Here is a 21,023-nt window from a genome sequence, read left to right as displayed (position 1 = left end):
AAAATGAAAAAAACAATTTTAGCAGCAAGCATGTTGTCTGTACTAAGTAGTACAGCATTGGCTGCTACTTACCAGTTAACTGAATTACCAAGATATGAAAATGGCAAAAATACATTTATCTCAGATGTGAATGAATCTGGGGATATCATCGGTGCTGCAACACAATTATTTAATTATGCTATCGATGTGTCGTATTTAAACCTCGATGATTCAGATTTAAAGACAGCCTATGATAGGTATGTAGATGCGCTTGCTGACATAAACAAAGAAGCTACCTTTACATTAGAAGATGTAAAGAATGGTATTTCTGCAACAAATGCGGATGCTAACGCATTTATGCTCGGATTTTTGGCTGGTAAAAGCAGCGAAGCCGATTACCAGAAACTTAACGATCGTATTGGCTTAACAATTACCGCTAACTCTGCAGATGAACTCGTTATTTTTGATACTCAAGCAACCTATGCTGATTCACTAACACGCTCAGTTACTAACTTCCCGACTGCAATTACTAACGATGGTGTCATTGTCGCTTGGGGTTCTGCACCATATAGACCGGAAGTTTTCAAAAAAGAAGGCGAAGACGATAAAACCGTTTTTGTCAGAGATTGGTCTTCTCGTGGAATAGTTATTTCGCCTAGTGGTAAAAGGGTCACGCTTGAACCTGAAATTGATACTTATGGTGGTTCTTCATTAGTTACAGATATTGTTCAATTAGATTCTGGTAATTACATTGCAGTTGGTAGCAGTAGTATATCTATCCCAGAAAATAGTCAAGAAAGATACAATGAACAATGTGACGGGATTGATGAACTAGTACAAGTCTGTTCATGGGATCTGCAAAGGGGAAGTTTCTATAACACTGAAGCTTATCAATGGGAATTAGACAATAATTTAAATGTGGTAAGTACTGCAAAGTTAGGTTTGGGTTTAGTTCGTAAAGAAGATGAAAAAAGTGCCTTCAGTAGTTTGGCGCTCGCTACGAATAAAAATGGGATATCAGTAGGATACTCAGTTGTAAGAAATACTGATGATGACAGACTTTATTCTTACGAGCAGGCTGGTTACTTTAAAGATGGCCAGTTTATAAGAATTCATCCTCACGAAAACTATATTCAAGGTGGTAAAGCCATAGATATCAACAACAATAATATTGTTATTGGTAATTACTATGAACAAGGCAGAAGTTATGGTGGTGGTCTTATAGTAAGAAAAAAAGTTGGCTTCTACTACGATATTAACTCAGATACTTACAAAGAAATCCCAGCATTTTTTAATGGATCAAAAGCGACTTTAAGAGATATTAATGATAAAGGCCAGATCATTGGTCAAGGTGAAATTGAGAAAAACACGTCTGTTCCAAAATATGAAGCATTTTTATATGAAATTGGTTCTGACAAAGTAACAAATATTAATGATTTCTTGCCTTGTCGAGCTGAAGATGGCACTGCGTTCCCATATACGATTGCAGAAGCGACAAAAATCACTGAATCGGGTCATATATACGCAAATGCGACTAAAACAGTTGAGCGTCGTGACAGCTTAGGTCAAGTAATGAAGGATTCTGAGGGCAACATTGAAAAAGAAGCAATTTCAGTTCCGGTCCTTTTGACGCCTATCGCAGGTGGCACAATCGACGAGTGTACACCTCCGGAAGCTGAACAATATGAAAGACAGTCAGCAAGTTTTGGTTTTCTTTCTATGTTTGCACTTCCTTTATTGTGGTTGAGAAGACGCAAAGCGTAAATCCTCTCTATAGACATAAAAAAAAGCCCGGAAGGGCTTTTTTTTATGTCTATAATTTATGAGGTTATTGGCCTCGAGAATTCCAAGCTTTGTTGACTGAATGGCGCCAAAGCCAGTCTATACCGAAATAACCAATGAGTGCTGCGATAGATGCACAAATAAGTGAGCCAACCATAAATGCAGGGCCAATAGTAGAGAGACTTTCAACAAGCCATTCCCAGCTTGCTTCAAAATGAAAAGGTTGTGTTTCTTGGCCTAATGCGAATACACCAACTCTATAAGAGCAGTAAAAAATAGGCGGCATAGTTAAAGGATTTGTTAACCAAACTAATGCAACAGAAAGAGGTAAATTCACTCTAAAAGGAATTGCACAAGCTGCAGCTAACACCATCTGAAAAGGAACAGGGATGAAAGCGAAAAATAAGCCTACAGAAAAAGCGCCTCGTGCAGAGCGGCGATTGAGATGCCAAAGATTCGCATCGTGGAGTAAACTGCCAAAAATCTTCAAAGATTTTTGCTGTTTGACCTTGTTGTGATCAGGTAAAAATTTTTGGATCGTCTTTTTTGGCATAACAAGCAACCATATACTTCAATGTTGATGTGCTGGGGATTTCTGTACGGCTGTGTTCAAGCGGTATTTTACTTTCACACTTGGCAGTTTTACAGCTTACTGATATTCCTCATCGTAATGTGTTGCTATTTTAAGCCCATTTTCAATCTATTGTTAGGGTTTATTTTTGCTATTTTTGTCGTAGGCCTACAATCTGCGCTTTTTTATAGCTATGAGCCAGATAAAAGGGCACTGAAAGAAGTGAGTGAGTTAAACGGCATTGTCACAAAAGTGATTGGATCACATAAAAACTCGCTTGTAGAAATAAAATTAATCGCATTAAACAATCAAGAAATCCCTTTTTATAAAACGGTTAAAGCGCAATTAGCAATACAAGCAGATATTGTAAACTTAGTCCAAGGAGACGAAGTTACGGCAAACGTTAAGCTAAAAGTTTTTAGAACACGGAAAAATAAGCATAGTTTTGATTCTGAACAGTATGCTTTTAAGAAACAAATCTACTTTAAGGGAACAATTATTGAGCTGGAAGAGCATATTTCAGCAGAAAAAAACTTAAGGCAAAGCTATCGTGATAAAACCTGGGAGGCGTTCAAAGAAAAAGAATTAAATTGGCTATACTATGGATTGAGTACCGGAGATAAATCAAGAACACCAGAAGAAACGAAAGAGCATGTCATAAAGCTTGGTATTGGACATATGCTGGCAATATCAGGCTTACATGTGGGGATCCTTGTTTTTATTTGTTTTTATCTAGTTAAGGGCGCATCTTGGGTGACTTTAAGTGTGCTCCCGATCAGTCACCAGCGTTTCAACCTCAATAAACTTTATATTACTTTGAGTCTAATACTTTCATTTCAGTATATTTACCTTTGTGATTTTCCAGTCTCAGCAATTAGAGCCTGGCTAATGGTAGCGATATTGTCGTATATTTTCATTACAGGACGAGCAGTAAAAGTAGTTCAAATGTTAAGCTATGCGCTGGTCGTTGTGTTATTGATAAACCCCTTCTCTTTGCTTGATCCTGGCTTATATTTATCCTTTATCGGTTACGCAACTGTAATATGGGTTTTGAAGAAAACCGAAGCTAACAGTTTTTTTTCAAATACTTTTATCAGGTTATTGTTAATTCAGTTTGCTTTGTTAATTAGCTTAGCGCCACTCAGCATCTATTTTTTCAATGGGGTGAGTGTTGTTGGTTTACTTGTCAACTTATGTGTCATCCCTTTATTAAGTATTGTTATTTTCCCATACATCATTTTATGTTTATTACTCAACAGTGTATCTAGCAACATAGATTTTATGTTTGTTGATTATCTATTGTCAGCAGGGTTAGATATGGCAACGCATTACCTTCTCGACGTCGCATGGATGAAATGGTCACAGCTATCACTTGAAACTGTGGTGCTATTTTACCTGATTGTGATGCTGCTACTAATCAAACAATTCAGGGTGTTTTCGCTTGTACCAGCATTTTCAATGGTATCCAGCTATGCGGTTTCGACCCCTCTATGGCAGGTTGATGCGATGGATGTTGGCCATGGAACATCAGTTCTCATCGTATCTGATGACCAAGCATTATTGTATGATCTAGGTGCCAAGTACTTTAACTTTTATTCATTGTTTGAGCGGGTCACTTTGCCTGAGATAGAAGCGCGTGGATTAGAGTTAAGGCACACCATCATTAGTCACAATGATAAAGATCATAGTGGCGGGCTTGATGAGCTTTATGCGTATGATAATTTTGCTTCATTAAGGACTTTTCATAATGGAGATCCGTTAAACCTCTGTCATATTAAGAATATAAAAATGAAAAACATAAACATTCAGACTATATGGCCTATTAAAACCATGAACTCAGATAACAACAATTCTTGTGTAGTTAAAGTGTCTGGCTCTAGTGGAAGTATTTTATTAACAGGTGACATTGAGAATGAAGCAGAAAGGCTACTCGTCGAGCAATATGGTCAGGTGTTAAAATCAGAAATATTACTCGTACCACATCATGGTAGTAAAACATCCTCAAGCACTGCATTTCTAGAAGCTGTAAAGCCTGAGCTAGGTTTAATTTCAAGAAACTATTTCTCCCCTTGGCATCTACCCCATAAAACGGTTAAAGAACGCTACTCTTCACAAAATATAAAATTAATCGATACCGCATTTTCCGGGCAAATTACCATTAAATTCTTTGCTGATTCTTATGAAATAGAACTGGCAAGAGAAAAGACTAACTTTTGGGTAAAGCATCGATATCGATTTTAATTGAGAGTTTAAATACAACAGTAGCTTTGAGGTAGCATGAAACTTTACATGATTGTTCATCATAAGTTGTAGATTAACTCGTTGGATTCAACACCTAAAGTAAGTGTTATAGCTAGATTTATTATCTAGAGCTTAGGTTATTTGCAGTAGAGCATTTAGTTTTATGCGTTTGAGAAGTACAATAACAAGGTTATTAAGTAGTTGAGAGCTTCTATGCAAACCAATGCCAAGCATAATGCAAAGCAAATTTATAAACGTCTTTTTTCATATACCTATGATTTCAAATTAGCAGCCATATTCTCTGTAATTGGTATGCTTGGGTATGCGGCGATGGATGCCCAGTTCATCCGCTTAATGCAGCCGTTTATTGATGATGGTTTAACCTCAAGAAATACGGAAGTATTAACTTGGGCGCCGGTAGTTGTAATTGTGCTTGTGTTAGGGCGTGGCGTATTTAATTACATGGCTTCTTATTGCTTAAGTTATGTAGGCTCTAGGGTCGTGCAAAAACTGAGACAGCAATTGTTTGAACACATGCTGTTTTTACCTGTGTCATTTCATGATCAGCACTCCAATGGTGAACTGATATCTAAGATCACATTTGACACTGAACAAGTTCAGCAAGCGATTACTCGAGCTCTACAGGTTATTATAAGAGAAGGCGCGTTTGTAGTTTTCTTACTGTACGTTATGTTCGAAGCGAACTGGAAGTTATCGTCAATATTTTTAACCGTTATTCCTATTGTTGCTGTTATTGTGGCTGTAGTCGCAAAGCGTTTTAGGAAAATATCAAAAAATATTCAAGACGCGATGGGTGGTGTAACACGGGGTTCAGAACAAATGTTGGCAGGTCATAAAGTCATTCATGGCTATGGCGGCCAAGATAAAGAAATTGCCAATTTCGCCCAAGTAAATAATCAAAACCGTCAGCAACGAGTGAAAATGGATGCAACTCGAGCAATCAGTGTGTCTGTCATTCAGTTTTTAGCAGCGGGGGCGATGGCATTAATTTTAGCAATTATCGCGATGCCAAGTGTTATCGATACCATCACTTCAGGCACGTTTGTGGTTCTTTTGTCATCAATGATGATGATGTTAAAGCCACTAAAACAATTAGCGAATGTGAATGTCGAATTGCAACGAGGTATAACAGCAGCACAAAGTATCTTTGAAATTTTAGATTTAGACATTGAAAAAGATACGGGGACACGAAAGCTTGAAAAAGCGAACGGTGATATTGAAGTTAATAATATTACCTTTACTTACCCTACGAAGGATGAGCCTGTTTTAAGCAACTTGTCGTTAAAGATAAAAGCAGGTGAAAATATCGCATTAGTTGGCCGTTCTGGTTCTGGTAAGTCGACACTGTCATCTCTACTTCCTCGTTTCTACGATTTCAAAGAGGGTGAAGTTTTATTAGATGGCCATAATATTTCAGATTATCCACTTAAAGATCTTAGAGCCCAATTTGCCATTGTTTCTCAGCAAGTGGTGTTGTTCAACGATACCTTAGCAAACAACATTTGTTATGGTGCTGATAGGGTTTTAACCGAACAAGACATTATCGAAATAGCCAAAAAAGCACATGTTTGGGAGTTTGTAAAAGACTTACCACAGGGTCTTAACACAGTAGTCGGTGAAAACGGCGTGATGTTATCTGGTGGTCAAAGACAACGTATTGCAATAGCACGTGCAATCGTCAAAGATGCGCCGATTTTAATTCTAGACGAAGCCACTTCAGCACTTGATACTGAGTCTGAGCGTTTAATACAAGCTGCGCTTGATGAACTAATGAAAGAAAAAACGTCTATTGTTATCGCTCATAGATTATCGACGATAGAAAATGCTGACTGTATTTATGTCCTTGATAAAGGCAAAGTGATTGAGCAGGGCGATCATAAATCGTTACTTGCTCAAAAAGGCACCTATGCAGCGCTTTGCCAAATGCAGTATGGCGAATAATCATGAGCTATATTGAATCATCTTGGTATAAAAAAAAATCACTGATCACTTGGCTGCTCGCGCCATTAAGTGGCTTTTTTTTTCTGCTATCAAGTTTTAGAAAACTGCTGTTTAAACTCGGTATTGTAAAATCATTTGAGGCTGACATTCCAATCATAGTGGTTGGCAATATAGGTATTGGCGGTAATGGTAAAACTCCATTTGTATTATGGCTAGTACCGCATTTAGAGAATATGGGGCTCAAAGTAGGTGTGATCAGCCGTGGGTATGGCGCTAAAGCACCTGCATACCCATATGAGTTATCAAGTACATCGACAGTAGAAGAAGCCGGTGATGAACCCTTCTTAATTTATAATCGCTTGAAGTGCCCTTTGGTAATAGGGTCAAATAGAGAAGCGAGTTACAAAATACTTAAAGAAAAATACAAAGTAGATGTGATTGTTTCTGATGATGGTATGCAGCATTATAAAATGCCAAGAGCCATTGAATTTTGTATTATCGACTCGAAAAGACGTTTTGGAAATGGGTTTTTAATTCCCGCGGGGCCATTACGAGAATTACCTTCGCGTATTAACAGTGTTGATTTAGCTATAGAGAATGGCGGGGATAGTCACTTCTCATATCAGTTAGCGCCTTCAGGTTTCTATAGCGTAAAAAATAAAGCGTTCGCTGATAATACACCGAGCGAAGGGATTGCAGTCAGTGCCATTGGCTCTCCGCAACGATTTGAAAAAAGCCTTGAAGCACTTGGTAAAAAACTTGTTGAATGTAAGCATTACCGCGATCATCACGCTTACTCTGAACAAGACTTTTCAGATACAGAATCAAACGCTGTATTTATGACGGAAAAAGATGCCGTAAAATGTCAGCAGTTTGCAAAAAACAATTGGTATTACTTAAAAGTAGACGCCACACCAACCAAAGAATTGATTGAAAAGATCAATCAATTATTAAAAGAAAAGGGTATTAAACATGGCATTTGATAGAAAATTACTTGAGATCATCGCGTGTCCGGTAACAAAAGGAAAGTTACAGTATGATGCAGAAAACAAAGAGTTGATCAGCACAGCGGCAAAGCTTGCATACCCAATAAATGATGATATTCCAGTGCTATTAGAAAATGAAGCACGTGAGCTTTCTGCTGATGAGGTAGAGCAGTGGAATTCGTAGTCGTTATTCCTGCGCGTTACGCATCGACTCGTTTACCAGGAAAACCTTTGGCTGATATTTGTGGTAAGCCAATGATCCAAAGAGTTTATGAGCAAGCGTGTAAATCAAAAGCTGCAGCGGTTTATATCGCTACAGATCATCAAGCCGTGTTTGAAAGCGCAAAAAGCTTTACAGACAATGTATTGATGACCAGAGAAGACCATCAGTCAGGTACTGAGCGTTTGTCAGAAGTGGTTGAAAAATTATCACTGGATAAAGACACAATCATCGTTAATGTTCAGGGCGATGAACCGCTATTAGAAGCTGAAAATATTGACCAAGTTGCAGAGCTGTTATTTAACTCTCCAGCGCCAATGGCGACACTTAGCGTGGATATTGCAGACGAAGAAGAGGTTTACAACCCGAATGCGGTAAAGGTTGTTCAAGATGTGAATAACAACGCCTTATACTTTTCTCGTGCATCAATACCGTTTCAAAGAGACAGCATGTTAGCGAAAAAAGAAGCCATTCCTTTGCTGCATTTTCAAAGACATGTTGGTATCTACGCTTACAGAGCGGGTTTTATCTCTGAGTATCTTAATCTTGCTGTCTCGCCTTTAGAAGTTCAAGAGTCACTTGAGCAGTTGCGCGTTTTGTACCACGGTTATCAAATAAAAATCACCAAAGCGTGTAAACCTGTTTTTGCAGGTGTTGATACCCCTGAAGACTTGGCTCGAGTTAATAACATTCTGAGTGGCAATGCTTAAAGTTATTTCTGACGAAGCGGATTTTATCGTTGCGGTGAAACCTGCTGGGCTTAGTTTTCATTCTGAGCAAGGTGCAGGTTTTGTTGCGCTTTTAGAAGCACAGCAAGCATGCAAATTCTATCCAGTTCATAGGTTAGATAAAGTCACCTCTGGTTTGATTGTTTTAGGAAAATCTAGTAAATCAGCAGCTATGTTAACAGAGTTGTTTTCGAATCGATTGGTGGATAAATTTTATCTCGCTATCACTGAAGGCAAACCGAAGAAGAAACAAGGCTGGATAAAAGGTGATATGTCAGCGTCAAGGCGCGGTACCTATAAGCTCGAGAAAACATCGAAGAACCCAGCTGTCACGCGGTTTTACTCAACTAGTCTCGGTGAAGGTTTGAGAGGGGTGATATTGAAGCCGTATTCAGGTAAAACACACCAGCTGCGAGTCGCGATGAAAAGTATTTCAAGCCCAATATTGGGCGATACAGCATATACTGGCTCGTCTTCCGATAGGGTATATTTACATGCCTTTGCTTTGTCTTTTCAATGGCAAGGACAAGATAAATATTTTTCTTATTTGCCTGATTCAGGTAAAGAGTTTAGTAAACTCGTAACATCAGATGCTTTTCAGCAATGGAAAGCACCTTTGAATTTAGATTGGTAATATGACAGAAGAGCAACAATTACGATTTGGTGGTATTGGCCGTTTATATGGTGCACAAGCTTTAACTTGGCTAGGTGAAGCACATTTTTGTGTCATTGGCATTGGTGGTGTTGGGAGCTGGGTTGCTGAGTCTCTAGCGCGCACAGGCGTTGGTAAAATCACCTTGATTGATATGGATGATATTTGTGTGACTAATATTAATCGACAGATCCATGCACTAACTGACTCTGTGGGTGAACAAAAAATCGAAGCTATGGCTGCACGTATTAAACAAATCAATCCCGAGTGCGATGTTCAACTCATAGATGATTTCTTAACGCTAGAGAATATTCGTGAATATATTACTGGCTTTGATTATGTTATTGACTGTATTGACGCGGTAAATGAAAAAGCAGCGTTGATCGCACATTGTAAAAGAAACAAAATCCCAGTTATCACAACAGGTGGTGCAGGAGGTCAAATCGATCCAAGTCAGATTTTATATGGTGATGTGGCAAAAACGACACAAGATCCGTTACTGGCTAAAGTTCGATACTTATTGCGTAAGAAGTATAACTTCACCAAGAATCCTAAGCGTAAGTTTGCAGTAGACTGCGTATATTCAACTGAGCAATTGGCTTACCCCACAGCTGATGGTGAAGTTTGTTTAGCGAAGCAGGGCACTGAGGGTGCAAAGAATATGGACTGCGCGACAGGGTTTGGCTCCGCCACTATGGTCACGGCCAGTTTTGGCTTTTTTGCTTCATCAAAAGCAATAAAAAAATATCTAGAGAAAAAGAAAAAAACAGTGGCAGTTTAAAGCCACTGTTTTACCTTTTCATGAATGGTATCAGCAATGGCTTTGATACCATTGCCTCTTGATGGGCTTAAATGCTTGATCAAGCCTAATTGTTCGAATTCATGGTAGGTATTAATATCTAAGCTTTGCTCAGGCGTTTTTCCTTGGTGCATAAGCATAATTAGTCCCATCAGACCTTTGACGATGCGCGTGTCAGAATCACCAATCAGCACAAGAATTTGTTCATCACTCAATTCAACTCTCAACCAGACTTTACTTTCACAGCCTTTAATCAAAACATCGTCTGTTTTTAGTAACTCAGGCATTTCTGGTAAGCTTTTGCCAAGTAACATGATCTCTCGATACATTAATTGCCAAGATTTTAAATCTGAGAGTTTTTCTTTAAATTCGTTATACGTCATTTATTAGATTTCTAGTAAGTCGATGGACTCTTTTAATGCCTGAATAAACGCATCAATGTCGTCATGATTATTATAAAACGCCAGGCTCACACGGATTGTACCGTCGATATCGAGCGCCTTCATTAAAGGCTGTGTACAGTGGTGACCGCTACGTATGGCGACGCCATAGCCATTAAGCAAAGTAGCCAAGTCAAAATGGTGTTCATTTTTATATCTAAAGCTTATTGTGCCAATGTTATTTTCAGTATCACCATAAATGATAACGCCATTAATGGTGCGCAATTGACTCAGTAAGTAGTGATAAAGCCCTTGCTCGTATTGTTGTAATTCTTTGTAATCAATTGAATTTAAAAAATCGAGCGCAGCAGAAAAACCAATGACAGCTGAAATATTTGGAGTACCTGCCTCAAACTTGCTTGGCGCATCTTGAAATGTTGTCTGTTCAAAAGAGACTTCTTTGATCATTTCTCCACCGAATCTTAAAGGATTAAGTGCATTTAATTGGTCATATTTACCATACAAAACTCCTAATCCAGTCGGTCCTAATGCTTTATGTGCAGAAAATACATAAAAGTCGCAGTTAAGATTACGAAGATTTGGACGAAGGTGCATAAAGGCTTGTGCGCCATCTAGAATCGTTTTAGCCCCAACTTCATGAGCAGCTTCAATAATTTTCTCTACAGGTTGAATATTCCCTAAGGCATTTGAAGCGTGGCTTATGGCAACTATTTTTGGTTTCTGTTCGAAAATGAGCTCAACAGATGATTTTAGATCTAAAACGCCCGATTCTGTGATAGGTAAAACTTTAAGAATACAGCCTCTTTCTTTACATAATTCTTGCCAAGGTACGATGTTTGCGTGATGTTCTAAAGCAGATACGCATATTACTTCACCTTGGTTAAGTTGCGCTTTAATACCATTAGCAATAATATTAATACTATCTGTCGCACCTGCCGTCCAAACAATTTCTTTACTCTGAACATTTAAAAAATTAGCGACTTTTTCACGGGCTTTCTCAAATGCAGAAGTGGCTTCAGCGCTTAGCGTGTGTAAACCTCGGTGTACATTTGCATTTTGCTCGCGATAAAAAGAATCTACTGCCTCGATAACTTGTCGTGGTTTTTGGCTTGTTGCACCTGAATCGAGATAGATAAAAGGGTCTTCACTATTTGAATTCAAGATAGGAAACTGTTGTCTAAGTTCAGAGATAGGGCACATACTAGAAAGATTTAGTAAAATTTCGCAAATTATAACAATAAAAAAGGCCGCGAGTGCGGCCTTTTTTGAATGTTAAAGCATTATCTTTCTGATTTTGCTTTGTAGTCGCGCTGTGTGTAGCCAGTGTAAAGCTGACGAGGACGACCAATTTTGTGACCTGGTTGAGATAGCATCTCATCCCAGTGTGAGATCCAACCAACTGTACGAGACATAGCAAAGATCACAGTGAACATGCTTGTTGGGATGCCAATCGCTTTAAGAATGATACCTGAGTAGAAATCTACGTTAGGGTATAGTTTCTTCTCGATGAAGTATGGGTCTTCGAGCGCGATTTGCTCTAAACGCATAGCAACGTCTAGTAGCGGATCTTGAATGTTTAGTTCTTCAAGTACTTGGTGACACGTTTCACGCATTACTGTTGCACGCGGATCGAAGTTTTTGTAAACACGGTGACCGAAGCCCATTAGACGGAATGGGTCGTTTTTGTCTTTCGCTTTAGCAACATATTCGTCAATACGATCAACTGAACCGATTTCTTCTAACATGTTCAAACATGCTTCGTTTGCACCACCGTGAGCAGGACCCCATAGTGACGCGATACCAGCTGCAATACATGCATATGGGTTTGCACCAGAAGAACCAGCCAGACGAACAGTAGACGTTGAAGCGTTTTGCTCGTGATCAGCGTGAAGCATGAAAATACGGTCCATTGCTTTAGCAAGAACAGGGCTTACTTCATACTTCTCAGCAGGTACTGAGAACATCATGTGTAGGAAGTTTTCAGCATAGCTTAGGTCATTGCGAGGGTATACAAATGGTTGGCCGATGTTGTACTTGTAACACATAGCCGCAATAGTAGGCAGCTTAGCGATTAGTTTAACCGCACTACGGTGACGCTGATCAGCATCTGAGATGTCTAAATCGTCATGGTAGAATGAAGAAAGTGCACCAACAACACCACATAGCATAGCCATTGGGTGTGAATCTACACGGAAGCCTTGGAAGAAAGCAGCAATCTTCTCGTGCATCATAGTGTTGGTTGTGATTTCTTTAGCAAACTCAGCGTGTTGTTCTTCTGTAGGAAGTTCACCGTTAAGAAGTAAGTAGCATAACTCGATGTAGTTTGAGTTCTCAGCTAATTGCTCGATAGGGTAGCCACGGTGAAGTAGAACACCTTTACCACCATCGATGTAGGTAATAGATGACTCACAAGAGCCAGTAGACATAAAACCTGGATCATATGTGAAGTGGCCGTGAGCGCCTAGGGTACGAACGTCAATTACGTCTTGACCAGCTGTGCCAGAGTAAATTGGAAGTTCGATTGGATCATGACCATCAATATGGACTGTGGCTTTTTTATCTGCCATCTATTTATCTCCTATGAAATAACAATGTCGATTGTTATGTTGTGATACTAATGTTAAGCAAATTCAGATCATTTTAACGTATAACAGGGGTGTAAAGTCAATTTTTATAAGGATTATGCAAAAATGGATAATAAATATTCTACTCAAGTTTAAATATTATACCATTGGCTAATTCGCAAGCTTCTCAATCTAAACAAGAATTGTAAAAGCACTCACGGCCTTATATACTGTATGCGGTTTAATACCATGTCGTCTGTGGGTAAACCTATTTTTACAACAAAAATCCGTTTCTGTTGCAAAAAAGGTTTACTTAGAGTGTGTCATTTATACATTCGGTATAAATGGTTTTATAAAAACAAGTAGATGAAGCTCCTTATGTGGGCAAGATGGGCAAGTAACTGTGAAAAAGCAAAGACCTGTAAATCTAGATCTTACGACTATATCTATGCCAGCAACTGCTAAAGCATCAATCCTTCACCGTATTTCGGGTGTGGCATTGTTCATTGCTTTAACTTTTGTTATCTGGGCTTGGTCTGAGTCTCTTTCTTCTCCTGAAGGGTTTGAATTTGTAAAAGAGCTATTCACTGGCTTTATTGCAAAATTCATTGCATGGGGCACCTTCGCGGCGCTTTCATATCACCTAATCGGTGGTATTCGCCATATGATCCAAGATATGGGTCACTGGGAAGAATTAGAATCGGGCAATAGCAGCGCTAAAATTGCGATTGCACTTTGGGTAATCGTTGCAATTCTAGCTGGAGTGTGGATATGGTCTTAAATCAAGCAACTCTGAAGCGTGATGGTGTACAAGATTATGTATCATTACGTGCTACCGCGTTAATCATTGCAGCATATGCATTCTTTATCGTTGGTTATTTATTCCTTACCCCTGAACTTACTTATGAAGCTTGGACGGGTTTATTCTCAAACCTTTTCGTTAAAGCAGCAACGTTTATCACTTTAGTGTGCATTATGGTTCACACTCGCATTGGTCTTTGGCAAGTCCTAACAGACTATGTGAAAGCATCTGCGTTGCGTTCAGTTTTAGGTTTCGTATTAAACCTTATGGCCGTTGCTTACGTAGCAATTGGTCTATTCGTTTTATGGGGTGTTTAAGTGAAATATAATGTTCGTGAATTTGATGCAGTAGTAGTAGGCGCCGGTGGTGCTGGTATGCGTGCTGCTCTTGCGATTTCTGAATCAGGCAAAAGCTGTGCCCTGATCTCTAAAGTATTCCCAACTCGTTCGCATACAGTGTCTGCGCAAGGTGGTATTACAGTTGCTCTTGGTAATTCTCATGAAGATAACTGGGAATGGCACATGTACGATACGGTTAAAGGTTCTGATTACATCGGTGACCAAGACGCTATCGAATACATGACTAAGACAGGTCCAGAAGCTATCACAGAACTTGAGAACATGGGTTTACCATTCTCGCGTTTCGAGAACGGCCGTGTTTACCAACGTCCATTTGGTGGTCAATCTAAAAACTTCGGTGGCGAACAGGCTGCGCGTACAGCAGCTGCAGCTGACCGTACTGGTCACGCACTTCTTCACTGTCTTTACCAACAAAACGTTAAAAACAAAACAAACGTATTCTCAGAGTGGTATGCGTTAGACCTTGTTAAAAATGACAAGGGTGACGTTGTTGGTGTAACAGCCATCTGTATTGAATCAGGTGAAGTTGTTTACTTCAAATCAAAAGCTGTTGTGCTTGCAACAGGTGGCGCTGGTCGTATTTATGCGTCAACAACGAACGCACACATTAACACTGGTGACGGTGTTGGTATGGCAGTTCGTGCTGGCATTGCTATGCAAGACATGGAAATGTGGCAGTTCCACCCAACGGGTATCGCTGGTGCAGGTACACTTGTAACTGAAGGTTGTCGTGGTGAAGGTGGTTACCTTCTTAATAAAGACGGCGAACGCTTCATGGAACGTTATGCGCCAAACGCTAAAGATTTAGCAGGTCGTGACGTTGTTGCACGTGCAATGATGACAGAAATTCGTGAAGGTCGTGGTTGTGAAGGTCCTTGGGGTCCACATATCAAACTTAAGCTTGATCACCTTGGTGCTGAAATGCTTAACCTACGTCTTCCAGGTGTTTGTGATCTATCTAAGACATTCGCACACGTTGACCCGGCAGAAGAGCCAATTCCTGTAATCCCAACATGTCACTACATGATGGGTGGTGTACCGACTAACGTAAATGGCCAAGTACTTAACGTGAATGAAAACGGTGACGAGCGCATCGTTGAAGGTTTATTCGCTGTTGGTGAGATTGCATGTGTATCTGTACACGGTGCAAACCGTCTAGGTGGTAACTCACTACTTGACCTTGTTGTATTCGGTCGTGCAGCAGGTAACTTCTTAGGTACTTACCTGAAAGACTTCGAGTCTACAGGTGATGCGACGCAAGATAACATTGACGAAGCATTTGCTCGCTTTAATCGTTGGGAAAACTCTGAACCTGGTAAAGGTGAAGATCCAGCGCAAATCAAGAAAGACTTACAAGAGTGTATGCAGCTTAACTTCTCGGTATTCCGTGAAGGTGACTCAATGGCTGAAGGTCTTGAGCAGCTTAAAGCTATTCGTGAGCGTCTTAAGCACGCGCGTCTTGACGATAAGTCGTCAGACTTCAATACACAACGTATCGAATGTCTTGAGTTAGACAACCTTATGGAAACTGCTTACTCTACGGCCGTAGCTGCAAACTTCCGTACTGAAAGCCGTGGTGCTCACTCTCGCTTTGACTTCCCAGAGCGTGACGATGCAAACTGGCTATGTCACTCATTACATCACCCAGAGTCAGATGTGATGACTAAACGTGATGTAAACTTTGCGCCGACTACGCGTGAAGCATTCCCACCTAAAGCACGTACTTACTAGGAGTTAACGATGGCAACATTAGAATTTTCTGTTTATCGTTATAACCCTGATGTGGACAATGCGCCACGTATGCAGGATTATAAACTCGAGGTAGAAGAAGGCCGTGATATGATGGTTTTGGATGCACTTTTATTATTAAAAGAGCAAGATCCAACACTTTCTTTCCGTCGCTCTTGCCGTGAAGGTGTATGTGGCTCTGATGGTTTAAACATGAACGGCAAAAACGGCCTAGCATGTATTACTCCGTTATCTGCATTAAAGGGCAATAAAGTAATTTTACGTCCTTTACCAGGTTTACCAGTCATTCGTGACCTTGTTATCGACATGACTCAGTTCTACACTCAATACGAGAAAGTTAAACCTTTCTTAATTAATGATAAGCCAACAGGTGGTATTGAGCGTCTTCAGAGTGTTGAAGATCGTGAAAAGCTTGATGGTCTTTATGAGTGTATTTTATGTGCTTGTTGTTCAACATCTTGTCCTTCATTCTGGTGGAATCCAGATAAGTTCATCGGTCCTGCAGGTCTATTACACGCTTACCGTTTCTTAGCGGATAGCCGTGATACTGCGACTGAAGAGCGTCTGAAAGATTTAGATGATGCATTTAGCGTATTCCGCTGTCACAGTATTATGAACTGTGTAAGCGTATGTCCAAAAGGCTTAAATCCAACTAAAGCCATTGGTCAGATTAAATCTATGTTGTTAAATCGTTCGGTTTAATCCATAGTTAAATCCACAAGATGGCATCTGCAGATGCCATCTTGTTTTTAGTTTAATTTCTGCGCGAATAAAAAGGGCTAATTAATGCACGAAGGTGTGATGAAGGCATGGCTAGAATCTTCGCATTTATATGGCGGAAACGTAGCTTATGTAGAAGAGCTTTATGAAGCGTATCTAGACGATGCGACTTCAGTGCCAGAAGAATGGCGTGAGGTGTTTGATCAACTTCCTAAAGTTGATGGTGTGGATGTTGATGTAAAACATTCAGAAGTGAAAGCACAATTTGCTGAACTTGCGAAAAACAAACACAGAGAAGTAGTTGTTGCAGCAGCTGGTACTACAGATGCTAAACAAGTACGTGTACTACAGCTTATCAATGCGTTTAGATTCCGAGGCCATCAAAATGCAAACCTTGATCCGTTAGGTTTGTGGCAACGTGAACGTGTTAGAGATCTAGATTTGTCTTACCATGATCTAGACAATGCTGACTTAGACAAAGAATTTAACGTTGGCTCTTTTGCTTGTGGCAAAGAGACAATGAAACTAAAAGACTTGTATGCAGCCTTGAAAACCACTTACTGTGGTTCTGTTGGTGCTGAATACATGCATATCACTTCTACAGAAGAAAAACGTTGGTTACAAAAACGTTTAGAATCTACCTTCTCACAGCCTCAATTTAGCAAAGAAACTAAACTTAGAATTCTTAAAGGCCTAATTGCAGCTGATGGTCTTGAAAAGTATTTAGGTGCAAAATTCCCAGGTGCAAAACGCTTCTCTTTAGAAGGTGGTGATGCATTAGTACCTATGCTTAAAGAGCTAATTCACCGTGCAGGTGAAAGTGGCCAAGAAGAAGCTGTAATTGGTATGGCGCACCGTGGTCGTTTGAACGTTCTGGTAAACGTTCTAGGTAAAAATCCACAGGTTCTTTTCGATGAGTTTGCTGGTAAATACGGTGAGCTAGCAGGTTCGGGTGATGTTAAATACCATATGGGTTATTCATCTGACTTCGCTACCAATGGTGGTGATGTTCATATGGCGCTTGCATTCAACCCATCTCACCTTGAAATCGTTAATCCTGTAGTTATGGGTTCAGTAAGAGCACGTCTTGACCGTTTAGGGTGTAAGAATGGTTCTAAAGCACTACCTATTACTATCCACGGTGACTCTGCAATTGCTGGTCAAGGTGTTGTTCAAGAAACATTCAACTTATCGCAAACACGCGCATTTGGTGTAGGTGGTACAGTTCGAATCGTTGTAAACAACCAAGTTGGTTTCACAACGTCTAAGCAAGAAGATGTTCGCTCTACAGATTATTGTACTGACATCGCTAAGATGGTTCAGGCACCAATCTTCCACGTGAATTCTGATGACCCAGAAGCAGTTGCATTTGTAACTCAGCTAGCACTTGATTTCCGTAATCAGTTTAAGCGCGATGTTGTTATTGACTTAGTTTGTTACCGTCGTCACGGTCACAACGAAGCAGATGAGCCAAATGCAACTCAGCCACTGATGTATCAGAAAATCAAAAAGCACCCAGTTCCTCGTCAGCTTTATGCAGACAAGCTCGCTGCTGAAGGTGTGATTTCTGCTGATGAGTCAAAAGCGCTTGCGAATGAATACCGCAATGGCTTAGACAACGGTGTATGTGTTGTTGAAGAAGTTAAAGAAGAAACTAAACACTCATCTGATTGGTCTAAGTTTGTAGGTCATGATTGGGATGTAGCTTACGATCCGAAGGTATCTGTTGAGAAGCTGAAAGAGCTTGGTAATGTGCTTGCTGCTTATCCAGAAAACCACAAAGCACAGTCTCGTGTAAAGAAAATATATGACGACCGTAAAGCAATGGCGAGCGGTGACAAATTACTAGACTGGGGTATGGCTGAATCTTTGGCGTATGCAACTTTAGTAGATGAAGGCACAGACGTCCGTATGACAGGTCAGGATTCTGGCCGTGGTACTTTCTTCCACCGTCATGCTGTTGTTCACAACCAAGAAGATGCATCTGTTTACCTACCTCTACAAAATATCCGTGAAGGTCAGGGCGCATTTGAAGTTTACGACTCAGTTTTATCTGAAGAAGCTGTATTAGCGTTTGAATATGGTTATGCAACAGCAGAGCCTACTTCACTGGTTCTTTGGGAAGCGCAATTCGGTGACTTCGCTAACGGTGCTCAGGTTGTATTTGACCAGTTCTTAAGCTCAGGTGAGCAAAAGTGGGGTCGTTTATGTGGTTTAACTATGCTTCTTCCTCATGGCTACGAAGGCCAGGGTCCAGAGCACAGTTCTGCACGTCTAGAGCGTTACCTACAATTATGTGCTGACCATAATATGCAGGTGTGTGTTCCTTCAACACCGGCTCAAGTTTATGCAATGCTTCGTCGTCAATCTGTTCGTCCTTTACGTCGTCCATTGATTGTAATGACACCTAAATCACTATTACGTCATCCTCTAGCTGTTTCTTCTTTAGAAGAGCTTTCGGAAGGTGTCTTTCACAACATGATTGATGAGATTGACGATATCAATCCTGAAAATGTTGAAAGAGTGGTTTTCTGTAGTGGTAAAGTTTATTACGAACTACTGCAAGAGCGTCGTAAGCTTGAATTAAACAATGTTGCTATTGTTCGTGTTGAACAGTTATATCCTTTCCCTCATCAGGAAATGGAAGACATCATGTCTCGCTATCAACATGTTAAAGATTTCGTATGGTGTCAAGAAGAGCCACAAAACCAAGGTGCTTGGTACTGTTCTCAACACCATTTCTGGGAAGCAATCCCAGCGGGTGCAAATCTTTCTTACGCAGGACGTAAGGCTTCAGCTGCTCCAGCATGTGGTTATATGTCTACTCATACTAAAGAACAAAACGCGTTAGTTGCTGACGCATTAACAATTAAGAAATAAGGGATAAGAGATGACAACCGAAATTAAGGTTCCAGTTCTTCCTGAGTCAGTAGCAGACGCTACTGTCGCGACTTGGCATGTTAAAGTTGGTGATGCTGTATCACGTGACCAAAACTTAGTTGACATCGAAACTGACAAAGTTGTTCTAGAGGTAGTTGCACCAGAAGATGGTGTAATTGTATCTATCTCTGAAGATGAAGGCGCAACTGTATTAGGCGAGCAAGTGATTGCTCAACTTGGTGCTGCTGGCGAAGCTGCTGCACCAGCTCAACAATCAAATGAACAAGCTGCACCAGTAGCTGCTGCAGCAACAGAAGGTAAAGACGTGGAAATTAAAGTACCTGTACTTCCAGAATCAGTAGCAGACGCTACAATTGCAACTTGGCATGTTCAACCTGGTGAAGCGGTAAGCCGCGACCAGAACCTTGTTGATATTGAAACAGATAAGGTTGTTCTAGAAGTTGTTGCACCTGAAGACGGTGTGATGGGCGAGCAGATCCATGCTGAAGGTGAAACTGTTCTTGGCGAACAAGTGATTGGTAATATCGTTGTTGGCGCTTCTGCTCCAGCAGCGGCACCTGCTACAGAAGCTGCACCAGCTTCTGATGAGTCTTCAGACGTATTAACACCTTCAGTTCGTCGTTTAATCGCTGAAAAAGGCCTTGATGCTTCACAGATCAAAGGTACTGGTAAAGGTGGTCGTATCACGAAAGAAGACGTTGATGCATTCCTTAAAGCTCCAGCGGCTAAGCCTGCTGCGGCTCCTGCGGCAGCATCTGCACAAGCACCTGCTGCGCCTTTAGGTGACCGTTCACAGAAACGTGTACCTATGACACGTCTACGTAAGACAATTGCTAACCGTCTTCTTGAAGCTAAGAACTCAACGGCAATGCTTACTACGTTCAACGAAGTTAACATGAAACCAATCATGGATCTTCGTAAGCAATACAAAGATGTATTTGAAGAGCGTCACGGTATCCGTTTAGGTTTCATGTCTTTCTATGTGAAAGCAGTAACAGAAGCACTTAAGCGTTTCCCTGAAGTAAATGCGTCAATTGACGGTGATGACATCGTTTACCACAACTACTTTGATATCAGCATCGCGGTTTCTACTCCTCGTGGTCTAGTTACACCAGTACTTCGTGATTGTGACAAGCTTTCAGTGGCTGAAATCGAGAAGGGTATTCGTGAATTAGCGCTTAAAGGTCGTGATGGTAAGCTAACTGTTGACGATATGACAGGCGGTAACTTCACTATCACAAATGGTGGTGTATTCGGTTCATTACTTTCTACACCTATCATCAACTTACCTCAGTCTTCAATTCTTGGTATGCACAAAATCCAAGAGCGTCCTATGGCTGTAAACGGTAAAGTTGAAATTTTACCTATGATGTACCTAGCGCTTTCTTACGACCACCGTCAAATCGATGGTAAAGAATCAGTAGGCTTCTTGGTAACAATTAAGGAACTTCTTGAAGATCCAACGCGTCTTCTTCTAGACGTATAATCGTTATTGTTTAGATATTAAGCTGTATGACACATCATACAGCTTTTTTTTTGCGGCTTTGGTCTAACTAGGGTTTTCATACTTAGCCTTGGGATCTATACTAGGGGCGCAATTTGGGATA

The 21,023-nt window shown here is 40.4% G+C and carries 18 protein-coding genes; 14 read left to right on the top strand and 4 right to left on the bottom strand.

Annotation, left to right across the window (positions count from 1 at the left end; genetic code table 11):
- Positions 1-3: 3 nt before the first annotated feature.
- Entirely contained in the window at positions 4-1,743 is a 1,740-nt protein-coding gene (locus AAEU28_RS01745; RefSeq protein ID WP_421962697.1) for a DUF3466 family protein, read from the top strand.
- 64 nt (positions 1,744-1,807) lie between these two features.
- On the opposite strand, the gene AAEU28_RS01740 is transcribed toward AAEU28_RS01745, so the two are convergent.
- On the bottom strand, positions 1,808-2,314 hold the full coding sequence (locus AAEU28_RS01740) for a DUF2062 domain-containing protein (protein ID WP_138478583.1): 507 nt from the start codon (positions 2,312-2,314) through the stop codon (positions 1,808-1,810).
- Between the two features lie 21 nt (positions 2,315-2,335).
- Here AAEU28_RS01740 and AAEU28_RS01735 point away from each other — a divergent pair, with 21 nt between their 5' ends.
- From AAEU28_RS01735 to tcdA, 7 genes are all read left to right on the top strand, one after another.
- Positions 2,336-4,573: a DNA internalization-related competence protein ComEC/Rec2 gene (locus AAEU28_RS01735; RefSeq protein ID WP_421963087.1), complete on the top strand. Its 2,238-nt coding sequence runs from the start codon at positions 2,336-2,338 to the stop codon at positions 4,571-4,573.
- A gap of 213 nt (positions 4,574-4,786) precedes the next feature.
- Positions 4,787-6,535: a lipid A export permease/ATP-binding protein MsbA gene (gene msbA, locus AAEU28_RS01730; protein WP_421962696.1), complete on the top strand. Its 1,749-nt coding sequence runs from the start codon at positions 4,787-4,789 to the stop codon at positions 6,533-6,535.
- A gap of 2 nt (positions 6,536-6,537) precedes the next feature.
- Positions 6,538-7,518, top strand: a complete 981-nt coding sequence (gene lpxK / locus AAEU28_RS01725; protein WP_421962695.1) for a tetraacyldisaccharide 4'-kinase — start codon at positions 6,538-6,540, stop codon at positions 7,516-7,518.
- On the top strand, positions 7,508-7,705 hold the full coding sequence (locus AAEU28_RS01720) for a Trm112 family protein (RefSeq protein ID WP_130253800.1): 198 nt from the start codon (positions 7,508-7,510) through the stop codon (positions 7,703-7,705). Before lpxK ends, AAEU28_RS01720 begins: the two co-directional genes overlap by 11 nt.
- A complete protein-coding gene (kdsB, locus tag AAEU28_RS01715; protein WP_421962694.1) occupies positions 7,693-8,451 on the top strand; it encodes a 3-deoxy-manno-octulosonate cytidylyltransferase in 759 nt (252 codons plus the stop codon). The genes AAEU28_RS01720 and kdsB overlap by 13 nt, the downstream gene beginning before the upstream one ends.
- Entirely contained in the window at positions 8,444-9,103 is a 660-nt protein-coding gene (locus AAEU28_RS01710) for a pseudouridine synthase (RefSeq protein WP_421962693.1), read from the top strand. Before kdsB ends, AAEU28_RS01710 begins: the two co-directional genes overlap by 8 nt.
- 1 nt (position 9,104) lies before the next feature.
- The gene (tcdA, locus tag AAEU28_RS01705; protein ID WP_421962692.1) at positions 9,105-9,902 is read left to right on the top strand and encodes a tRNA cyclic N6-threonylcarbamoyladenosine(37) synthase TcdA; all 798 of its coding nucleotides are present in this window, start codon (positions 9,105-9,107) and stop codon (positions 9,900-9,902) included.
- On the opposite strand, the gene AAEU28_RS01700 is transcribed toward tcdA, so the two are convergent.
- The 3 genes from AAEU28_RS01700 to AAEU28_RS01690 form a co-directional block, all read right to left on the bottom strand.
- Positions 9,899-10,303: a SufE family protein gene (locus AAEU28_RS01700; RefSeq protein ID WP_421962691.1), complete on the bottom strand. Its 405-nt coding sequence runs from the start codon at positions 10,301-10,303 to the stop codon at positions 9,899-9,901. The two genes, tcdA and AAEU28_RS01700, sit on opposite strands and share 4 nt — an antisense overlap.
- 3 nt (positions 10,304-10,306) lie before the next feature.
- Complete coding sequence (locus AAEU28_RS01695; RefSeq protein WP_421962690.1) at positions 10,307-11,521, bottom strand: aminotransferase class V-fold PLP-dependent enzyme; 1,215 nt, start codon at positions 11,519-11,521, stop codon at positions 10,307-10,309.
- An 80-nt stretch (positions 11,522-11,601) separates the two neighbouring features.
- Complete coding sequence (locus AAEU28_RS01690) at positions 11,602-12,888, bottom strand: citrate synthase (RefSeq protein WP_421962689.1); 1,287 nt, start codon at positions 12,886-12,888, stop codon at positions 11,602-11,604.
- A gap of 400 nt (positions 12,889-13,288) precedes the next feature.
- On the opposite strand from AAEU28_RS01690, the gene sdhC reads away from it, so the two are divergent.
- The 6 genes from sdhC (at position 13,289) to odhB (ending at position 20,902) form a co-directional block, all read left to right on the top strand.
- Positions 13,289-13,666, top strand: a complete 378-nt coding sequence (gene sdhC, locus AAEU28_RS01685; RefSeq protein WP_058029933.1) for a succinate dehydrogenase, cytochrome b556 subunit — start codon at positions 13,289-13,291, stop codon at positions 13,664-13,666.
- On the top strand, positions 13,657-14,004 hold the full coding sequence (sdhD, locus tag AAEU28_RS01680; protein WP_058029932.1) for a succinate dehydrogenase, hydrophobic membrane anchor protein: 348 nt from the start codon (positions 13,657-13,659) through the stop codon (positions 14,002-14,004). Before sdhC ends, sdhD begins: the two co-directional genes overlap by 10 nt.
- Complete coding sequence (gene sdhA, locus AAEU28_RS01675) at positions 14,005-15,777, top strand: succinate dehydrogenase flavoprotein subunit (RefSeq protein WP_349286529.1); 1,773 nt, start codon at positions 14,005-14,007, stop codon at positions 15,775-15,777.
- A gap of 9 nt (positions 15,778-15,786) precedes the next feature.
- Positions 15,787-16,497: a succinate dehydrogenase iron-sulfur subunit gene (locus AAEU28_RS01670; protein ID WP_058029930.1), complete on the top strand. Its 711-nt coding sequence runs from the start codon at positions 15,787-15,789 to the stop codon at positions 16,495-16,497.
- 84 nt (positions 16,498-16,581) lie between these two features.
- Positions 16,582-19,395, top strand: a complete 2,814-nt coding sequence (locus tag AAEU28_RS01665) for a 2-oxoglutarate dehydrogenase E1 component (protein ID WP_390444366.1) — start codon at positions 16,582-16,584, stop codon at positions 19,393-19,395.
- Positions 19,396-19,405: 10 nt separating this feature from the next.
- Complete coding sequence (gene odhB, locus AAEU28_RS01660) at positions 19,406-20,902, top strand: 2-oxoglutarate dehydrogenase complex dihydrolipoyllysine-residue succinyltransferase (protein ID WP_421962688.1); 1,497 nt, start codon at positions 19,406-19,408, stop codon at positions 20,900-20,902.
- The last annotated feature ends 121 nt before the right edge of the window (positions 20,903-21,023 follow it).

It is taken from the genome of Pseudoalteromonas sp. SS15, from assembly GCF_049257195.1.
Lineage (GTDB): Bacteria > Pseudomonadota > Gammaproteobacteria > Enterobacterales > Alteromonadaceae > Pseudoalteromonas.
The sequence above is the reverse complement of the archived record's forward strand: the minus strand, read 5'-3'. Positions and strand labels throughout refer to the sequence as shown.

Coding starts and splice junctions, on each gene's coding strand:
- AAEU28_RS01745 (WP_421962697.1), top strand. CDS start 4: ATGAAAAAAACAATTTTAGCAGCAAGCATGTTGTCTGTACTAAGTAGT.
- AAEU28_RS01740 (WP_138478583.1), bottom strand. CDS start 2,314: ATGCCAAAAAAGACGATCCAAAAATTTTTACCTGATCACAACAAGGTC.
- AAEU28_RS01735 (WP_421963087.1), top strand. CDS start 2,336: ATGTTGATGTGCTGGGGATTTCTGTACGGCTGTGTTCAAGCGGTATTT.
- msbA (WP_421962696.1), top strand. CDS start 4,787: ATGCAAACCAATGCCAAGCATAATGCAAAGCAAATTTATAAACGTCTT.
- lpxK (WP_421962695.1), top strand. CDS start 6,538: ATGAGCTATATTGAATCATCTTGGTATAAAAAAAAATCACTGATCACT.
- AAEU28_RS01720 (WP_130253800.1), top strand. CDS start 7,508: ATGGCATTTGATAGAAAATTACTTGAGATCATCGCGTGTCCGGTAACA.
- AAEU28_RS01710 (WP_421962693.1), top strand. CDS start 8,444: ATGCTTAAAGTTATTTCTGACGAAGCGGATTTTATCGTTGCGGTGAAA.
- tcdA (WP_421962692.1), top strand. CDS start 9,105: ATGACAGAAGAGCAACAATTACGATTTGGTGGTATTGGCCGTTTATAT.
- AAEU28_RS01700 (WP_421962691.1), bottom strand. CDS start 10,303: ATGACGTATAACGAATTTAAAGAAAAACTCTCAGATTTAAAATCTTGG.
- AAEU28_RS01695 (WP_421962690.1), bottom strand. CDS start 11,521: ATGTGCCCTATCTCTGAACTTAGACAACAGTTTCCTATCTTGAATTCA.
- AAEU28_RS01690 (WP_421962689.1), bottom strand. CDS start 12,888: ATGGCAGATAAAAAAGCCACAGTCCATATTGATGGTCATGATCCAATC.
- sdhD (WP_058029932.1), top strand. CDS start 13,657: ATGGTCTTAAATCAAGCAACTCTGAAGCGTGATGGTGTACAAGATTAT.
- AAEU28_RS01670 (WP_058029930.1), top strand. CDS start 15,787: ATGGCAACATTAGAATTTTCTGTTTATCGTTATAACCCTGATGTGGAC.
- AAEU28_RS01665 (WP_390444366.1), top strand. CDS start 16,582: ATGCACGAAGGTGTGATGAAGGCATGGCTAGAATCTTCGCATTTATAT.
- odhB (WP_421962688.1), top strand. CDS start 19,406: ATGACAACCGAAATTAAGGTTCCAGTTCTTCCTGAGTCAGTAGCAGAC.